Below are 17,052 nucleotides of genomic sequence, written 5' to 3'. Positions count from 1 at the left end.
CGTCCGGCGTCAGCCGACGACGGAACGTAGCGGAACCTGCGCGGCCCGCAGGGTTCGCACCAGGTCACCCAGGAACGGGTGCTCGTCGATCTGGAGACCCGCCGGGTTGGGGATCACCAGGTAGGCCGAGCCGCCCGCCACCGCCACCCGCGCGGTGTCGGTGTACCGCTCGACGATCGCCTCGGTCCGGGCCAGGTCGCCGGCGGCCACCTGGAGGGTGAACGGCCGCCACTGCCCGCCCAGGTTCTCGGTGACCGGGGCGGCCGCCGCGGCGGCCCGCGCCGGGTCGACCCGCACCGGCGACGCCGTCCGGGCCGACGTGCCGGTCGCCGGGTACAGCAGCGCGTTGGCCACCAGGTGCAGCCCACTCTCGTTGTACGCCCGGAACAGCGGGTTGAACGCAAACAGCACCGCCCGCCCGGCCCCGGTCGGCTCGTCCACCACCGCGACCGTGCCCTTGAGCGCGTCACCCTGCACGGTGTAGCCGTTGGCCCAGAAGGTGTCCCCGCTCGGGTAGCGCAGCACGTTGCGGCCGGTGCTGCTCGGGGTGAGGATCGGGTCGTTGTTGTTGAACTCGAAGTCCTCCGCCGGCCGGCCCAGCCCGACGGGGCTGTCCGGGTCCACGTCGACCCGCAGGTGCGAGCCGATCACCGTGTAGCCGGTCGGCTTCGGCTTCTCGGTGGTCGAGGTGAGACCGGCGGCGCGGGCCATCCGGGTGCCCTCGTTGCGCAGGCCCAGGTAGGTGTGGCCCTGGGCGATCCAGGCGCGCAGGTTGGCCTGCCCGGTCGCGGTCAGCCCGCCGGTCGCGTTGCTGCCGTCCGGCACCAGCAGCACCGTGCGGCCGGTGAAGGCGGGGGTGTTGTCGTTGATGTCGGCGGTGGTGACCGGGGTGAGGTCCAGGCCCCACCGCTTGCCCAGCACGTACCGGGCCTCGCCGTGCGAGCCGGAGGTGGTGGAGATGCCGGTGCCCTGGAACAGGCCGACGTCCGGCCGGCTGATCGGGGTGCCGACCGCCGCCGTGGTGTACGGGGTGAGCGTGACGCCCAGCTTCTTGGCCGTGGTGTTCAGCTCCGGCGTCAACGCGCCGGCCGGCATCCCCACCTCGCCGCTGTCCAGGTCCCGGACCAGCTGCACGTCCTTGCCCAGCAGGGTGAAGGTGAACTCGGCCGCGGCGGCGGAGTCCAGCGCGTAGGTGTAGGAGCCCTTCAGCGGCGGCGCGGCCAGGATCTTGCCGCCCCCGGTGTTCTGGATCTTGTCGATCAGCTCGGCGTTGGGCTTGACGTCCGCCCCGGTGTAGACGGCGTTCACCCCCATCAGCAGCGGGTTGCTCCACGACGACACGTCGTAGAAGTACGGGAACGGCGTGTACGGGTCCTCACCCATGATCGCCTGGATCCAGTGCTTCTGCGGCTGGTTCATCGGGATCCAGTACGACCCGACCGGGACGGTCAGGTTGGTCGCCGACCGGCCGCCGAAGAGCTTCGCGGTGGGCAGCTTGACCGCCTTCTTCACCTGGTAGACCTCGACGTCCATCCGGCGCAGCCGCTCGACGAGCTGGCGGGCGTCGGCGAGCTGCCGGTCGGGCAGCAGGAAGTACGACCTGATGCTCTGCTCCGGCACCGGGAACTGCACGGTGTTGGTCGGCTGGACCACCTCGTTGGGCTCCAACGTGCCGGCCCGGCCCTGGGCGAGCGCGTCCTTCCAGACCTTGAACCAGCCGTTGAGCACCTCCCGCTTGTGCGCCGCGGCCCAGCCCAGCGTCGACCACTGGGTGTGGAACTGCTGCTGCACCCGGTCGGCCACCGCCGACGAGCTGCCCTTCTCGAAGGTCATCCCGGCGGCCCCGAAGCCGGCGGCCGGCACGGTGTCGCCGTACCCCATGAAGAACAGGTCGTAGGTGGAGTAGTTGAAGTAGCACTCGGTGGTCACCGTGGCGTCGCACGCGCCGTTGTAGCCGAAGCCGGCCTTGTTGGCCTCGCCGATCCGGTTGATCCAGTCCACCGCCTCACCGGCGATCTCGTGGTGGATCGGGTCGGCGTTGGGCGGGAAGAAGTACTGCCGGCCGCCCATCTCGTGCGCGTCGATGAAGACCTGCGGCGGGTACTTCCGCATCAGTTCGAGCTTGCCGTCGGTCTCCTGCTGGGTCCGGGCGAACCAGTCCCGGTTCATGTCGAAGCCGTACTCGTTCTGCCGGCGGCTGGCGTCGCGGCCGTCCGGGTTCTGCGTCGGCACGATGATGGTGATCAGGTTGTCGTTGCGCTGCTGGACCTCGCAGGACAGCCCGGCGGCCAGCTCGTACAGCGTCTTGAGGGCGGCGTCGGTGCCGCTCTTCTCGCCGCCGTGCACGTTGGCGGTGACCCAGACGATCGCCGGGGCCGCCTCGGCGATCTCGCCGGCCCGCTGCTGGTCCACCACCCGGGGGTCGCGCAGCGAGCGGACGTCCTCGGCGATGCCCTTGAGCACGGCCGGTCGGACGTTGCTCTCGTTGGACACGATCGCGTACGGCAGCGGCTGGCCCAGCACGCTGCTGGCCAGCACGCCGGTGACGACCCGCTTCGAGGCGGTGTCCACGGCGGCGAGGTAGCCCCGCACCTCCTCGTTGGTGACCACCCGCTCCTGGCCGGTGCCGAGCGGGAAGCCGAGGAAGCTCTCCGGGGTGGGCACCGAGGCCAGTCGGTCGGTGGGATCGGTGCTGCAGGTGGCCGGGGGAGCGGCGGTGGCCGACGGACCGGCCACCAGGGGGGTCATTCCGGCCAGTAGGACGATTGCGGTGGCGCTCGCCAACCGTCTGCTGGAATGCAGTGTGGAGCGGAGTCCGGCAGTTCGCATGGGTGTCCCGTTTCCCTTCCCGGGAAATGAATCGAGGGTGCCCGGAGCGTATGACCTGCGCTTTCGGGTGGTCAAGATTCACAATCGGTGACCGGTACGCGATTCGCCAATTGCCCCACACCCGCTCGAACGCGGGCGATTGATGGCGAGTCGACGTCCACTCCGGACCCTGGTCCGTCCCGGGAAACCCGCGCCGTGAGCCTGATCATATTCAACGCCGTCGACCCGGTGGGGGGCGGTCCCGGCCCGCCGACGGCGGGCCGGGACCGGGCGGTCAGCGCACCCGGACGAACACCGGGTTGGAGTAGAACCACAGGTCGCTCCACGGGCTCTCCAACCCGTCGGCCAGCGGCTCGGCCTCGTCGGTGCTGGTGCCGCGTACCCGCAGGTAGCTGTCGGCGTCGACGTTGCGCAGGGTGTGCCGGATGACGCACTGCGCGCCCTGCTGTCGCCAGTCGCGTGGACCGAACCGGGCCACCACGGCGGTGGTCGGATTGGTGTCGGCGTCCCGGTCGACGCTCGGGCCGGTCACCCGGCCGACGATCAGGTCCACCCGGCGGACCTGCGGCCGGTCGCCGTTGGCGTTCGTGCCGGCCGGCGGCCGGAACCGGATCTCGACCTCCACGTCGGTGCGGTCGCGGCGGCTGACCGTGATGGTCTCGCCCGAGCCGGCCGAGCGCCCCTGGCTGCCGGCGGTGACGTCGAGCCGGGTGATCAGGTCACCGGTGGTGACGAAGATCCGCCCGTGTCGCAGCCCGTCCATGATGTCGTGGTACTCCTGGCGGGCCAGCACGTAGGTCTTGCTGTACTCGCCCGGCCAGAAGTCGGTGCCGCCCCGGGTCCAGTGCACGTGCGAGTCGGAGGTCGCGGTGATCCACCACCGCCGCCCCTCGCCCAGCAGCGCGTCCCACAGCCCGCCCACCCGGGCGGTCGCCTGGTCGTAGCCGCCGTAGGTCGGGTGGTTGCCGTAGCCGCCCCGGGCGCTGCCGTTGAGCGGCCCCGCCTGGTGCCCGGGGGCGCCCTCGAAGCCGACGTAGACGTCCGGGGCGGCGTCGTTGCCGTTACGGAACTCGTGCGGGAGATCCTGCCCGTAGACCCCCAGCCCGGTCGCCGAGCGGGAGGTGTGGTGGGCGATCACCAGCGGCTTGTGCGGCATGGTCCGGGCCACCTTGAGAAACTCCACCATCTTGGCCTCGGTGTCGCGGCTCGGGTCGGCGGGGAACGGATCCCGCTTGGCGAACCGGCTCTCCAGCTCGAAGAGCTGCTTCGCCTCGTCGGCGTGCCGGGGGATCATCAGGGTGTGGTGGTCCATCGCCGGGGCGTCGAACTCCATCCCCCAGAACTGCAACACCTCGGGCACCAGCCGGCGGGACCGCAGTAGATCGGGGTACGCCAGCTCCAGGTTCACCTTCGAGTGTGTCGGCCCACCGTGGTCGGTGCACATCGCCCAGGTCAGCCCGAAGTTCTTCGCCATGATCGCATTGGTGACGATCGGGTAGACCGCGTCGGCGCCCTTGCGGAACGTCGGCGGGTTCGTGGTGGTGTCGAAGTCCCCGCTGTACTCGGAGTGGATGTGGTGGTCACCGGCCCGCCAGACCCGGCCGTCGGGCCGACCCGCGCCGGCCTGCGCCGCCTCCTGCCGGTCCGGGTCGGCGTGCGCCGCCTCGGCCCCCACGAACGGGCCGGCGGCGGCGAGCGTCGCACCGACACCCGCGTACTTCACCAGTTGGCGACGCGACAGCTGACCGCCTGTGGCGTCCTCGGAATCCCTGTCCTGCACTGCGGAGCCCTTCGCTCGATCCGGTGGTGACCGTGTCGATCACGAAGCCTGCGAGAGGGTGGTGAACAACCGTTGCACGGTGGTCGGGACCGGGATGAACGATGCCTGGCCAGCGAAGCGCCGTCGCCGCTACCGGGACCAGGCCCCCGTCGCACAGCGCGACGGGGGCCTGGCCGGACGATCGGATCGCGGGGTGCCGCCCGGCCGCGGTGCCCGGGCGGCCCGGACGGATCAGTTGCAGGTGGTGCCGTTGAGGGTGAACGGCGCCGGGGTCGCGGGAGCGCCGTTGGCGGTGAAGCCGAAGCTGACCGCCCCGTTGGTCGGGATGCTGGCGTTGTGGCTCTCGTTGGTCACCGTGACGTTCGCCCCGGTCTGCTGGAAGACACCGTTCCAGTGGCCCTGGACCGACTGACTGCCGGGGAAGGTCCAGCCGAGCGACCAGCCGCTGACCGCCGGGCCGTCGTTGTAGACGGTGACGCTGGCGTTGAAGCCGGTGCCCCACGAGTCGGTCACCACGTACGACACCCGGCAGGTGCTGGCCAGGGCGGTCGCCGGCCGGATGTCGCCGTAGTCGTCGCGGGCGGTGGCGAAGTCCTGGAAGCCGAAGCCGGGACCGGCCGACCGGGTGGTGGTGCCGGCCGCCAGGACGGTGCCGTTGGCGTTGACGGCGTAGACCGGCCCGCCGCTGTCCCCACCCCGTGCCGACTCGTCGCCGTCGAGCTGGGTCGCCTCGACCAGGTCCTCGATGTCGTCGTAGTGGAAGTCGACCCGCAGGTTGCAGACCGGTCCGCCGATCTCGCCGGCCGAGGTGTACCCCGACTGGCAGAGCAGCTGGCCGGGGACGACCTGGGTCCACCCGGTCACCTGGGCGCGTACCTCGTCGTTCTGCCCACCGACGTAGATGTGGCTGCCCGGCGAGGAGGTGGAGACCAGCATGGTGTCGTGGTCGTCGTTGCTGGCGACCGAGTAGCCGATCAGCGTGCCGGTGTTGGTGTTCGTGTTCCAGCCGACGTGCCACGGCTGACCGATCGGGCCGCAGTGCTCCGCGGTGAGCAGGTAGCCCACGTTGGTGGTGTAGTTGCGGACACCGAAGCCGGCGGTGCAGGCGTAGGTGGTCAGGCCGATGCCGATCCCGCCGTCGTACGGTGCGGAGTCGTTGTACCGGGACCGCTCGACCATCCGCTCGCGGACCACGGTCCGGGTGCTGACCCCGGTCGCCGGCAGCTTCGGCTGCCTGGCGCCGATCTTCGGGTCGACCGCGACCTCGATGCCGGATCCGTCGGTACGCAGCCGGACGGCGTGGGCGGCGTCCTTCGGGTCGGCGTCCACCACGGGGGCGATCTTCGCCGCCGCCTTCTTCAACTCGGTACGGGAGTACGTGGCCCCGACCACCTCGACCGGGGCGGTGTGCCGCGCGGTGGCCACCGCCGCCGCGACGTCACCGGGCAGGGCGCCCTTCCACCAGAGCGTGACGTGGTCGTCCACCAGCCCGATGCCGGCGTAGCCGCGCGGCGTGCCGGCGTCCACGGCGGTACGCACGATGTTGGCGGCGTCGACCAGCGGGGCCTGGGCGAGCATCCGGTCCCGGGTCTGCGCCGGGATCAGGTCGAGAATGGAGCGGCCGTCCTCGGCCGTCGGCGTCGTCGCCGACGGTGCGAACGGCTGGCTGGGCGCGGCGTGTGAGGGCGCCGTCAGCGGACCGGCCAGCACCATGGTGCCGAGCAGCACGCCGGCGACCACCGAACGGGGGGTCGCTTTCCAGGTTTGCGTCATGACGACGAGTCAAGTGATCCCGGACCGCCGGAAACAGGCAGAAGCATCGGCAAGAATCCCGCCGGACCGTCGGCGGTGCTCCGGCCTGCCCTCCACCTGTCCTCCGGCGGGCATGGGACATCTCACACGACCCGGATCGGGACGCCCGTCGACCGCGTTACCGGCAGCCGTCCACCCGGTTCCCCCTCACCGGAGGTGACCCTGTTCCGGGCCGCTCAGCAGGGCGGCGACCGCCTGCGCGGTGGCCGGATGCCCGGCCAGCAGCGCCGGCACCGCCGCCCCCACCGGGTCGGCGGGTGGCGCCGACCAGTCGCCGTCGCAGCCGAGCAACGTGGCCACCGCGTCGAGGGCCGCCGGGTGCGCGGCGAGCAGGGTGTGCACCTGACCCACCGGTACGCCCCGGTGCGCCGTCGGCGCGGGTGCGGCGGCACCCGATCCCCGCCACGGCGGCACCCAGGCGTCCAGCTCGGGCAACGTCCCCGGGAAGGTGCGCGCGGCCTCCCGGACCAGCACCGGCACGAGTTCCGGGCCGTGCTCCCGCAGGGTGGTGATCAGGGTGGGCAGCCAGGGCAGCAGCACCGGGTCGGGCAGCCGGGCGAAGGCGCTGGACATCGTCTCCACCACGAACGGGGCGAGCCCCGGCACCGGTTCCAGCGCGTGCACGAAACCGGAGAGGTAGCGCGGGAAGGCGGGCACCACCAGCGGGTTGGCCAGCAGGCCCGTGCAGCGCTCCCGCAGCTCGGCCAGCGGCAGCAGGCCGAGGTGGTGGCGGGCCGCCCAGACCAGGGCGACCTTCGCCGGTGCCTCCGGATGCGACTGGGCGACCGCGAGTTCGAGCTGGGACCGGTCACAGCCCAGGGAGAGCGCCAGGCTCTCCATGCTGAACAGGAAGCCCAGCATCGCCCCCACCTGCCGGACCCCGGTCTCCTCCTCGACGAACGCGGTCGGCAGCAGCGTGCAGTAGTGCGCGTAGCCGGTCGTCACGAACGCCTCGCACCAGGCCGGCAGGGTCGGTGCGGTGGCCCGGTGGTGGGCCAGCAACCGACGGATCCGCCGCAGCACCTCCGGGGCGTCGTCCACCGTGCGCTCGGTGGACAGCAGCTCCACCGCCCGGGTGCCCAGCTCGTCGACCAACCGGGGGCTGTGCAGCAGCCGGATGGCGTCCTCCACGGCGGCCAGGGCACCGGCGGCGGTCGCGTCCGGACCCCGTACCGACCGGCGCAGCCGCTGCTCCAGCACCTGCTCGACGGTCACCCCCTCGTACCCCAGCTCGATCAACGCCCGCTGGTGGCGACCGAGCGCCAGGTCCCAGCTCTCCTGGATCGACCGGTGCCCCAGCCGGCGCTCACCCATGATCGGGCGGACCGCGTCGCCGGGAAGGAGGTGCCGCAGGATCCACAGCAGATCCGAACAGCCGGCCAGCCCGGGGTCGGCGTGCAGGTCGAGCAGGGCCCGCCCGATGGTGCGCTTCTCCAGGTCCAGGCCGAGCGGCTCGAGCCGGTCGAGCACGTCGCGGGCCAGCGGAGGCAGGGCGTCGTAGCCGACCTGCCCGATCCGGTCCCCGCCGAGCAGGATCTCGCAGAGCCGCCGCACGTCCCGCCGGCCCGGTACGACGTCCTTCTCGATGCAGGTCACCGCCGCGTCGGCGAAGTCGTACGGGGTCGGGCGGGCCCGGTTGCGCAACCCGGCCAGCAGGATCGAGGTCTCGAACACCGCGATCGCGTCGGCGGTGCTGGCCAGGTAGCCGTTGCGGCGGGCCAGCCGCACGATGTCCACGCACCAGCCGCGCAGCTCCGCCTCGTCCAGCCCGTCGAGGTGCGGGGGCGCGGCGAGGAACCCGGTGAGCCGGTCGGCGACCGGACCGGCCGGCGCGACGACCGGCGGGACGGCCTTGCGCCGGCCCCGGCCGGCCTTGCCGCCCCGTTGACCGTCGAGCCGGTACGGTGCCGGACCCGACCCGCCCACCGCCTTGGTCCAGGTGGCGGCGGCGATCGACACCGACCCCGGGGCGAGGCCGAACTGCGCCTCGATGGCCGAGTGGCTCGACGGGATCAGCCCGTACCGCCAACGGGTGCCGGTACGGGGGGTGATCGCGAAGTCCGGGGCGGGGGAGTCCAGGCCGAACTGCTCGACCCGGCTGGCGGCGTGGAAGGCGCCGCACACGTACAGGCAGTCCGCCGGATCGGCTCCGGACGCGGCGAGGTGCTGCCGCATCCGGGTCCACATGTAGCGCTCCCGGTCCTCGTCCCGGTCGGTGCGGTCCGACCCGGCGGGGCGCAGCCGGCGGAACAGGCTGCCGATCAGCACCATCACCTGCCGGTAGGTGTCGTGGTCGGCGGCGGCGAGGGGCCGCTCGACGTACTGGTCCCACCACTCCGACCAGTGCCGCACCTTCCCGTGGTGCAGCAGGAACGCCTCCAGCTCGGCGAACCGGGGCCGCAGGTCACCGATCTCCACGCCGACCGCGTCGCCGTGCAACGCGGCCTGCTCGCCCGCGCCGCCGGCCGCCGCGGTGGCCGCCGCCGGGCCGCCGTCGTCCACCGGCCCGCCGTCGCCGGCCGGGCTGTCGTCCGCCGGAGCGGCGTCGTGGCGCGGGGACCACTGGAAGACGTGGTCGGTGGAGCGGTCCACCAACACCAGCTCCACCCCCGGCGTCTCCAAGGCGTACGCGATCGCCTGGTACTCGGCGGACGCCTCGGTGACCGGCGCGACGACGCTGAGCGGACCCCACTCGGCGGGGAAGCCGTCCAGCTCGGAGGCGAACGCCTGCACCGCCACCGGCAACCGGCAGTTGCGCAGCTCACCGAGGAGCGGCTGGAGATCCTCGCAGAGCTCCAGGTAGATCACCTTGGGCTGCTTGTGCCGCAGCCGGCGTACCATCGCCAGCGCCGAGGCCGGCGAGTGGTGGCAGACCGGGAAGATCTCCAACCGCTCGCCCAGCGCCCGGTCGACGTCGTCGACGATGCCGGTGAGGATGCCGGCCAGCGCGTCGGCCGAGCCGGCGAAGGTGGCCGCCGCGTCGGTGAGCTGCTCCCGCAGCGCCCCGAACGGGCCGACGACCACCCCGTCGACGGCGGTCGGGTCCGGGGCGACGGCGGCGCTCCCGGCCGGGGCGTCGGTGCGGGCGTCGGCGGTCGTCACGACAGCGAGGCGATCGCCTGGCGGCCACCGTCGAGGAAGCCCGCCCAGTCCGCGCCGTCCTTCTTGGCCCGGGGCTCCACCACCCCGTGCAGGTACTTGTTGAGGATGGCCAGGTCCTCCGGGCTGCGGCGGGCCAGCGAGCCCATCAGCGACCCGGCCAGCGTCTCCGGCCGCAGCACCCGGTCACCGAAGAACTGGCTGTGCAGGATGGCGTCCTCCAGCACGCCGATCTGCTCGGCGGTGGACAGCGCCGACTCCAGCTTCTCGTCGTCGCTGGTCGCCGACGCGGCGGCGGCCCGCAGGTCGGCGAAGCTCTGCAACAGGATGTCCAGCAGGGTGGGTGGCACGTCCAGCTCGATGCGGTGCCGGCGCAGCAGCTCCTCGGTACGGAACCGGACGATCTCCGCCTCGCTGCGCTTGTTGGTGACCACCGGGATCCGGACGAAGTTGAACCGGCGCTTCAACGCCGACGACAGGTCGTTGACACCCCGGTCCCGGCTGTTCGCGGTGGCGATGATGGAGAAGCCGGGCTGGGCGAAGACGATGTTGTCGTCGTTCAGCTCGGGGATGGAGACGTACTTCTCCGACAGGATGGAGATCAGCGCGTCCTGCACGTCGCTGGTGGAGCGGGTCAGCTCCTCGAAACGGCCCACCACGCCCTGCTCCATCGCCGTCATGATCGGCGACGGGATCATCGACTCGCGGGACTGCCCCTTGGCGATGACCATCGAGACGTTCCAGGAGTACTTGATGTGGTCCTCGGTGGTGCCGGCGGTGCCCTGCACCACCAGCGTCGAGTTGCGGCAGATCGCGGCGGACAGCAGCTCGGCCAGCCAGCTCTTGCCGGTGCCGGGGTCGCCGATGAGCAGCAGGCCCCGGTCCGACGCCAGGGTCACGATGCTGCGTTCGACGAAACTGCGGTCGCCGAACCACTTCTGCGGGATCTGCCGGTCCAGCCCGTCGGCCCGTTCCGAGCCGAGGACGAACAGCCGCACCATGCGTGGGCTCAGCCGCCACGAGAACGGCTTCGGGCCGGTGTCGACCGACTCCAGGTAGTCGAGTTCGTCGGCGTACTTGACCTCGGCGGGGGCACGCAACATCTCGGACATCAGGGGTGATTCTCCTAGGTGAGGAAGTTCTTGAGCTCGAAGACGAGTTTGCGGATGTGACCGGAGAGGACCGGGGTGCCCAGGTCCTTGAGGCGCTGCCGGAACCAGGGGTTGACGCTCTGCTGGCCGGAGCTGCTGACCGAGCCGACCGGGATGAACCGCACCCCGGAGCGGTGCACCGCCTCGATGCCGTCGAACAGCGGCTGGGAGCGGTCGAACTCGTAGAAGTCCGAGATCCACACCATCACCGTGTTCCGCGGCTCGACGATCTTGGGGCGGGCCATCGCCATCGCCACCGGCCCGTCGTTGCCGCCGCCGAGCTTGGTGCGCAGCAGCACCTCGAACGGGTCGTGCACCCACGGGGTCAGGTCCAACGCCCGGGTGTCGTACGCGATGAGGTGCACGTCGACCTTGGGCAGCCCGGCGAAGATCGAGGCCAGGATGGTGCAGTTGACCATCGAGTCGACCATCGACCCGGACTGGTCCACCACCACGATCAACCGGGACGGGGTGGTCTTGCGGGCGGTCTGCCGGTAATAGAGCCGGTCGACGTAGAGGCGCTCGTCCTCCGGGCTCCAGTTGGTGAGGTTCTGCCAGATGGTGCGGTCGAGGTCGAGGTTGCGGAACACCCGCTTCGGCGGCACCGACCGGTCGATCGTGCCGACTGTGGTCTGTTCGACCTGGGTCCGCAGCACCTCGGCGACCTCGTCGACGTACCGCCGGATCAGCGCCTTGGCGTTGGCCAGCGCCACCCCGGACAGGTTCGCCTTGTCCCGCAGCAACTGCTCGATCAGCGACATGCTCGGGGTGAGCTGGGCGGCCAGCTTCGGGTCGGCCAGCACCTCCCGCAGGTGCATCCGGCGGACCAGGTCGCCCTCCAGACCGGCGAGGGTGCCGCCCAACCCGGTGCCGCCCTGCCGCCGCAGTTCTCCCGGATCGCAGCCGAGCGCCTGCTCGAACCAGCCGGCGTCGGCCTGCCAGCGGGCCAGCTGGCCGGCGCTGACCGGTCCCGACCCGGTGCCGAAGACGTTGAGCAGCAGCTTCGACACCAGCGCGGCCCGGCGCACTTCGGCCTCGCCGGGCCGGTGCGCCCCGCCGCCGCCGTCGTCGTCGGCCTGGCCATCGTCCGCGTGGCCGTGGTCCGGGCCGCTACCCCCGGCGGGGCCGGCGTTCCCGGTCGTATCGGCGTTTCCGGCCGGGTCGGTGCTCCCGGCCGGGTCGGGGGCGAGTAGGCCGCGGAGTTCGTCGGCGAGCGCCGGGAAGCGCTGCACGACGGTGTCCACCGACACGGTCGGGTCCAGTAGCGTGGCGGGCAGGCCGAGGTCGTCGACCACGGCCACGCTCGCCGACTCCAGCGTGGGCTGCTCGTCGGGGTCGAACAGCCGCCCCAGCAGCCGCCAGTAGAGCACCTGCCGGCGGTTGGCGGCGGCGAGGTCATCCGGGGTCACCGGGTCGTCCGCCGGCACGGCGGCACCCGGGGTCGGGGCATCGGTCGTCGGGGTGGGGTCGCTCATCGGCGCAGCAACCGTCCCGCGCGCTCGCGCAGCACGGCCACGGCGTCGCCCGCCCTGGCCTCGGCCTTCGCCACCTTCGGGTCGGTCACCCCGTCGGCCCAGTCGCCGTTGTGCGCCTCCACCGGCCGGCGTTTGACGGTGGCCCGCACCGCGAGCGGCTGCACCCACCACCGCCCGTCGTCCCAGCGCAGCAGGCCCAGGCAGGTGGACGAGGCGGCGACCAGCGCGGGGGTGAGCGGACCCGCCGTGGGTAACCGGTCGACGGCGACCGCGAGGCGGTGCCCGTCGAGGTCGAGGGTCAGCCCGTCGTCGTGCACGGTGTAGCCCTCCAGCAGGACCGGCTCGGCGATCGCCGCCGGGTGCCGGTCCAGCGGTGGGACCGCCGTCGCCGTCGCCGCGCCGAGCAGCACCCGGGCGGTGGCGAACGGGTCGGCGGGCTCGCCCGCCTGCGCCTGCCCGTCGACCCAGAGCAGGTCGCCGCCGTGGGCCGGCAGGTCGGTGACGGTCAGCGCCCGCCGTTGGGCGATCGCGGTGAGCAGCACGGGGTACGCCGACAGCAACCGCCACACCGCCGGCCCGCCGATGGTGGCGACCTTGGCCGCGCCCACCGTCACCCGGACCAGCCGGGGCGTCCCGGTGCCGGTCGGTTCGAGGATCGCGTGCAGTTGCACCTGGACGGCGGTCTCGTGTTCGTGGACGTCCACCCCGAGCGGCAGCAGCCGCCCGCTGACCCGCTCCGGGTCGACGGCGGTGGCCCCGGTCGGCCCGTCCTGGGCCAGCAGCACGCCCCGGGACCACAGGTCCGCCCAGCGACGCACCGGCACCCGGGGCATGCCGGCCACCGGCAGCCCGGCCCGCAGCTCGGCGGCGAGCCCGTCGAGCAGCACCGCCAGCCGTCGGGCTCCCGGCTCGGCCAGCGCGGTCTCGACCGGCGTGCCGACCGCGGAGAGCAGCTCGTGGTCGACACCGTGCCACCCGGCGAGGGCCGTCTCGTGCAGCCAGGACCGGGCGGCGGCGCGGGCGGGGGAGGCGTCGGTCGGCTCGTCGGCCGGCGACGGCCACGCCGCCCGGTCCCGCCCGAGGGCGGTGTCGAGCTGGCCGGTCAGGGCGTCGTGGGCCGCCCCGAGCAGCGCGACCCGGGCCCCGGCCAGCGCGGCCAGCTGCTCCTGGCCGACCGAACCGGCGGCCACCTTGCCCACCGCCTCGGCCACCCGGTCGCCCAGCGGGGTGCCCGCCACCGCGTCGGCCAGGGCCGTCAACGCGGCCGCGTCCGCCTCGCCGACCCGGGCGAAGCCCCGCAGCAGCGCCTCGTCGAATCCGGCGACCACGTCGTCGGCGTCGGCCAGCCCGGTGGGGCCGCCGCCGCGCAGCTGCGCCAGCTGCGTGCCCAGCATCAGCGACCCGCCCCGGTCGACGGGAACCAGTGCAGCTCGGGCAGCGCCGTGGTGCTGGTCGGGAGTTCGAGGTAGGCCAGGTGGCGCAGGAACCGGCTGAAGACCACCGCGGCCGGGGTCGGCTCGTGCCGGGCGTCCAGCCGGGCCAGCAGCTCGACGCCGGTCTGCGTCCCCTCGCCGGCGTCGACCCGCAGGTAGCGGGCGACCCGGTCGACACCGTACTGGAGCACGGCCTCGTCGGCGAGGGCCTCCAGGTGCTTGCAGGGTGCGCCCCGCAGCCCGCCGCAGGGCCGGTTGTTGTTGGTGCTGCAGTGGTAGGCGTGGGTGCCGGCGGCCACCGACGAGACGTAGACCCGTTCGATGTCGGAGCCGCTGGACACCACCCCCTGCAAACGTCCGTCGGCCAGCTCGACGAAGGGCACCTTGGCCAGCTTGCGGGGCCGGGCGGGCGGGACCACCGCCAGCACGCTCCGCCGCCGCCAGGCGGTCCCGTCAGGGTCCGTCACCACACGTCCTCCCACCCGCCGTGACACCGGCGTTGACCAGCGTTGATGGCACGCACCGACCGGGGCCGGCGTCGCCGTGACCACAAGATCATGGCCCACGGGTACGACACTTCCACGGCCCCCTTCCCCCCGCCGACACGACCCGGCCGCCCGCCCGGGGCACCGCCCCGGCTGTGGGCCTGCTGACCGGTGCTCCCCGCTGGTCGGCCGCGCTTCCGCGGCCTCTGGTAGTCGGCGTTCCTGCGGGTCACCGGGGCGCCCGGTCGGGGCGGGGTGCGATGACCCGTAGGAACGGCAGGGCGATGAGCAGTGTGACCGCGACCAGGAGGCCGCTGACCCGGACCGGGCCGAGGTCGCCAGCATCGGCCGTGAGGGTCGCTGCGGCGACGACGGGGCCGCCGGCCGCACCGATGTTGAGCGCTGCGGTGGCATACGACCCACCCATGGTGGGGGCGTCTGTGGCTTCGTAGAGCACCCGGGTGATCAGGGTGGCACCCAACGCGAAGGAGAGCGTGCCCTGCGTGACCGCGAGGAGGAGAAGCGCCGCAGGCTGAGGAGCCAGGGCACCCAACGCGATCCAGCCGAGCAGTAGCAGCGGGCCACCGACTGCGATCACGATCGCGGGATGCCTGTCGGAGAGCCGTCCCGCGAGGGTGACGCCGACGAAGGACCCCGTGCCGAAGAGCATCAGGACGGCGGGAACCCAGAGCTGACCCAGGCCGGCGGTGTCGGTCACGATCGGTGCCAGGAAGGTGAACGTGGCGAAGGTGGCGGCGTTGACCAGAGCACCGAGCAGCATGACCAGGAGCAGCCTGGGCATCGTGAGTTGGGCGATCTCGTCGCGAAGTGACGAGATCCCCACGGTCCCCGACCGGATCTTTCCACCGCGGGCCGGGATGCCCTTCACGACGCCGAGGGCAGCGGGAAGGCAGAGCAGTGCGATCGCCCAGAAGGTCGAACGCCAGCTGAACACCGTGCCGAGCAGGGCACCGCCCGGCACTCCAGCGATGGTGGCCATCGTCGTGCCGGAGAGCAGCACCGCCAGTGCGCGCCCTTTCTGGTCGGGGGCGACGAGCGTGGCCGCCGTGCTCAGCGCCACGGCGAGGAAGCCCGCGTTGGCCAGGGCGGCGATCACCCGGGTGACGAGCAGGACCGCGAAGCTCGTCGTGAGTGCGCCCACGACGTGGGCCATGGCGAAAACCAGCACGAAACCCAGCAGGCTGGCCCTGGCGGGCCACCGGCGCGCAAGCGCCGCCATCAGCGGGGCGCCGACCACCATCCCGGCGGCGAACGCCGACGTCAGGAGCCCGGCCGCGCCGATCGGCACGTTGAGGCTGGTGGCGATGTCCGGCACCAGGCCGGCGAGCATGAACTCCGAGGTGCCCATGGCGAAGACCGCCACAGCAAGGAGGTAGAGCGGCAGAGGCATCGAGAACTCCGAGGTGAGAGAAACGAGAGGAGACGTCTCGTCACCGCGGCCAGCGCCCAGGGTGCGCGTAAACATCCCACGCAGCAGAGCTGCGGGGAGGCGGACCAGGAACTCAGCGGTTGAGGGAGCTGACGGCGTGACCGAAAGCCCCCACCGTGGATGCCTCAGGGCTCGACATGTCACCGACACTACTCATGCGGGTAGGCCGGCACGCAACCGGTTTCACCCGGGGCGAGTGCGTCAACCTCGTGCCCCGCACCAGGCCTGTCACAGTGCCCCCGACATCGGCCAGTTACTCCAATGGGTGTTTCCCGGGCGGGTCGGCCGGTAGCGGGCCGGATCGGCGCTCGCCAACACCGCGCCGATCTGCTGGTACGTCTCGGTGTCGCTGGGTCGGACCTCGAACGGCACCCGCTCCTGCGGTGGTGCGTGCCGGGTGAGCACTTCGTGCAGCTGCCGGCGCCGTTCCCGCCCGGGATTCGGCGGCCGGACCCGCAGTGGGGGGTGGTGCCAGTCGTCCAGGCGCAGCACCTGGGGCAGGTCCGCCGGGACGAGGCGGCGGACCTCGACGTCCTCGGCCAGGAGCAGATCGCGGTGCCGGGGAGCGAGCAGTCTGAACAGGTCCTCCGGAGGGGTCGTCGCGGCGGCGACCACCGGCACGGCCCGTCCTCGGACGACCGGCGGCACCTGCCGGTACCGGGACGCCAGCGGACCACCCTCGAACAGCGCCGCGATGTTGTCGATGCGAGGGGCAAACTTTCTGGCCCAGGTCTCGTTCGTGCCGGTGAGACAGTTGCCGAGCGCGTGCAGGAGGTCCACGACGTTGCCGGCGCGCGGATCCCAACCGACGGTGTCCACGACCAGCGCCCAACGTTCGGTGTCACTGAAGGCGTGCAGCCGTGCCGCGATCAGATAGCTGTGGGGATGTTCCGGCTGAGGGAACAGCCCCCGGCTTGACGCCCAGCCGTGGTGGGCCTCCTTGCTCTGCGGCGCGGTCGAAGACGTCGAGGACGTCCTCCACCCGCATCATCCACCGCCGGTGGGGAGCCGCAGTGTCATCCCGAACCACTCTCCTCGTCTCAGGTCGTCCCGGAGGGACTTCCGAAGCGGTTGAGCGTAGGGCATGTCGACGCTGCCCTAGCGGTCGGCGACGAAGACTCCGACGCCCTGTCGACCCTCCAGGACACCGGCCTCGATCAGGACTTCGACGGCCTTCCTGACTGTCACGCCCGACGTGTCGTACTCGTCGGCAAGCTCCTTGGTCGTCGGCAGCTTGTCGCCCGGCTTGAGGATGCCAGCAGCGATCTTGGCCTGGATCTCCCGCCGGATCCGTCGCCACAGCGGCTCATAGGGCGCCATGGGCGGAGTCCATCACAGCCAGGGTTCGATCTTGCAACCAATGCCACTGTTACAACCAATAGCACGTTTGACGTGTTTAGTTGTAAAGTGATGACCAACAGCACGGTAGGGCGAGGGGAGTGGCCATGGGACGGCGGTGGGAGTGGTTCGTGTGGGTGGGGCGGATAGGTGTTGACCTGGTGAGGAGGGTCGTGCCGGTGGAGTGTGGGGCGGGGTGT

General features: G+C 72.2%; 11 protein-coding genes. All 11 read right to left on the bottom strand.

Translation table 11 applies throughout. The features are described 5' to 3' along the window. Positions 1-9: 9 nt before the first annotated feature. A complete protein-coding gene (locus O7625_RS22940) occupies positions 10-2,748 on the bottom strand; it encodes a M14 family zinc carboxypeptidase (RefSeq protein WP_282341411.1) in 2,739 nt (912 codons plus the stop codon). 355 nt (positions 2,749-3,103) lie between these two features. Next, the gene (locus O7625_RS22935) at positions 3,104-4,552 is read right to left on the bottom strand and encodes a phosphoesterase (protein ID WP_282341409.1); all 1,449 of its coding nucleotides are present in this window, start codon (positions 4,550-4,552) and stop codon (positions 3,104-3,106) included. A gap of 288 nt (positions 4,553-4,840) precedes the next feature. Then, positions 4,841-6,382 carry a cellulose binding domain-containing protein gene (locus tag O7625_RS22930; protein WP_282341407.1) on the bottom strand — a complete coding sequence of 514 codons (1,542 nt, stop codon included), beginning with the start codon at positions 6,380-6,382 and terminating at the stop codon, positions 4,841-4,843. A 186-nt stretch (positions 6,383-6,568) separates the two neighbouring features. Then, positions 6,569-9,445 (bottom strand): DUF5682 family protein, encoded by a 2,877-nt coding sequence (locus O7625_RS22925; protein ID WP_282347066.1) that lies wholly within the window; start codon positions 9,443-9,445, stop codon positions 6,569-6,571. A gap of 74 nt (positions 9,446-9,519) precedes the next feature. Beyond that, a complete protein-coding gene (locus O7625_RS22920) occupies positions 9,520-10,632 on the bottom strand; it encodes an AAA family ATPase (RefSeq protein WP_067313381.1) in 1,113 nt (370 codons plus the stop codon). A 14-nt stretch (positions 10,633-10,646) separates the two neighbouring features. Continuing rightward, positions 10,647-12,146: a VWA domain-containing protein gene (locus tag O7625_RS22915; protein ID WP_282341404.1), complete on the bottom strand. Its 1,500-nt coding sequence runs from the start codon at positions 12,144-12,146 to the stop codon at positions 10,647-10,649. Beyond that, the gene (locus O7625_RS22910) at positions 12,143-13,540 is read right to left on the bottom strand and encodes a hypothetical protein (protein WP_282341402.1); all 1,398 of its coding nucleotides are present in this window, start codon (positions 13,538-13,540) and stop codon (positions 12,143-12,145) included. The genes O7625_RS22915 and O7625_RS22910 overlap by 4 nt, the downstream gene beginning before the upstream one ends. Further along, positions 13,540-14,007, bottom strand: coding sequence for a hypothetical protein (locus O7625_RS22905; RefSeq protein ID WP_089004249.1), 468 nt, complete (start codon positions 14,005-14,007; stop codon positions 13,540-13,542). Before O7625_RS22905 ends, O7625_RS22910 begins: the two co-directional genes overlap by 1 nt. Before the next feature lie 286 nt (positions 14,008-14,293). Further along, entirely contained in the window at positions 14,294-15,550 is a 1,257-nt protein-coding gene (locus O7625_RS22900) for a Cmx/CmrA family chloramphenicol efflux MFS transporter (protein ID WP_282341400.1), read from the bottom strand. Positions 15,551-15,742: 192 nt separating this feature from the next. After that, positions 15,743-16,333, bottom strand: a complete 591-nt coding sequence (locus O7625_RS22895; protein WP_282341398.1) for a hypothetical protein — start codon at positions 16,331-16,333, stop codon at positions 15,743-15,745. A gap of 279 nt (positions 16,334-16,612) precedes the next feature. Further along, positions 16,613-16,834, bottom strand: a complete 222-nt coding sequence (locus O7625_RS22890) for a GntR family transcriptional regulator (protein WP_282341396.1) — start codon at positions 16,832-16,834, stop codon at positions 16,613-16,615. Between the last annotated feature and the right edge of the window lie 218 nt (positions 16,835-17,052).

Source organism: Micromonospora sp. WMMD714 (assembly GCF_029581315.1).
Taxonomy (GTDB): Bacteria; Actinomycetota; Actinomycetes; order Mycobacteriales; family Micromonosporaceae; genus Micromonospora; species Micromonospora rifamycinica.
This window is presented reverse-complemented; position numbering and strand designations above follow the sequence as displayed.

Bases quoted from the DNA above. Each gene is read 5' to 3' on its own strand.
- O7625_RS22915 (WP_282341404.1), bottom strand. From the start codon at position 12,146: ATGAGCGACCCCACCCCGACGACCGATGCCCCGACCCCGGGTGCCGCC.
- O7625_RS22920 (WP_067313381.1), bottom strand. From the start codon at position 10,632: ATGTCCGAGATGTTGCGTGCCCCCGCCGAGGTCAAGTACGCCGACGAA.
- O7625_RS22890 (WP_282341396.1), bottom strand. From the start codon at position 16,834: ATGGCGCCCTATGAGCCGCTGTGGCGACGGATCCGGCGGGAGATCCAG.
- O7625_RS22930 (WP_282341407.1), bottom strand. From the start codon at position 6,382: ATGACGCAAACCTGGAAAGCGACCCCCCGTTCGGTGGTCGCCGGCGTG.
- O7625_RS22910 (WP_282341402.1), bottom strand. From the start codon at position 13,540: ATGCTGGGCACGCAGCTGGCGCAGCTGCGCGGCGGCGGCCCCACCGGG.
- O7625_RS22940 (WP_282341411.1), bottom strand. From the start codon at position 2,748: ATGACCCCCCTGGTGGCCGGTCCGTCGGCCACCGCCGCTCCCCCGGCC.
- O7625_RS22900 (WP_282341400.1), bottom strand. From the start codon at position 15,550: ATGTTTACGCGCACCCTGGGCGCTGGCCGCGGTGACGAGACGTCTCCT.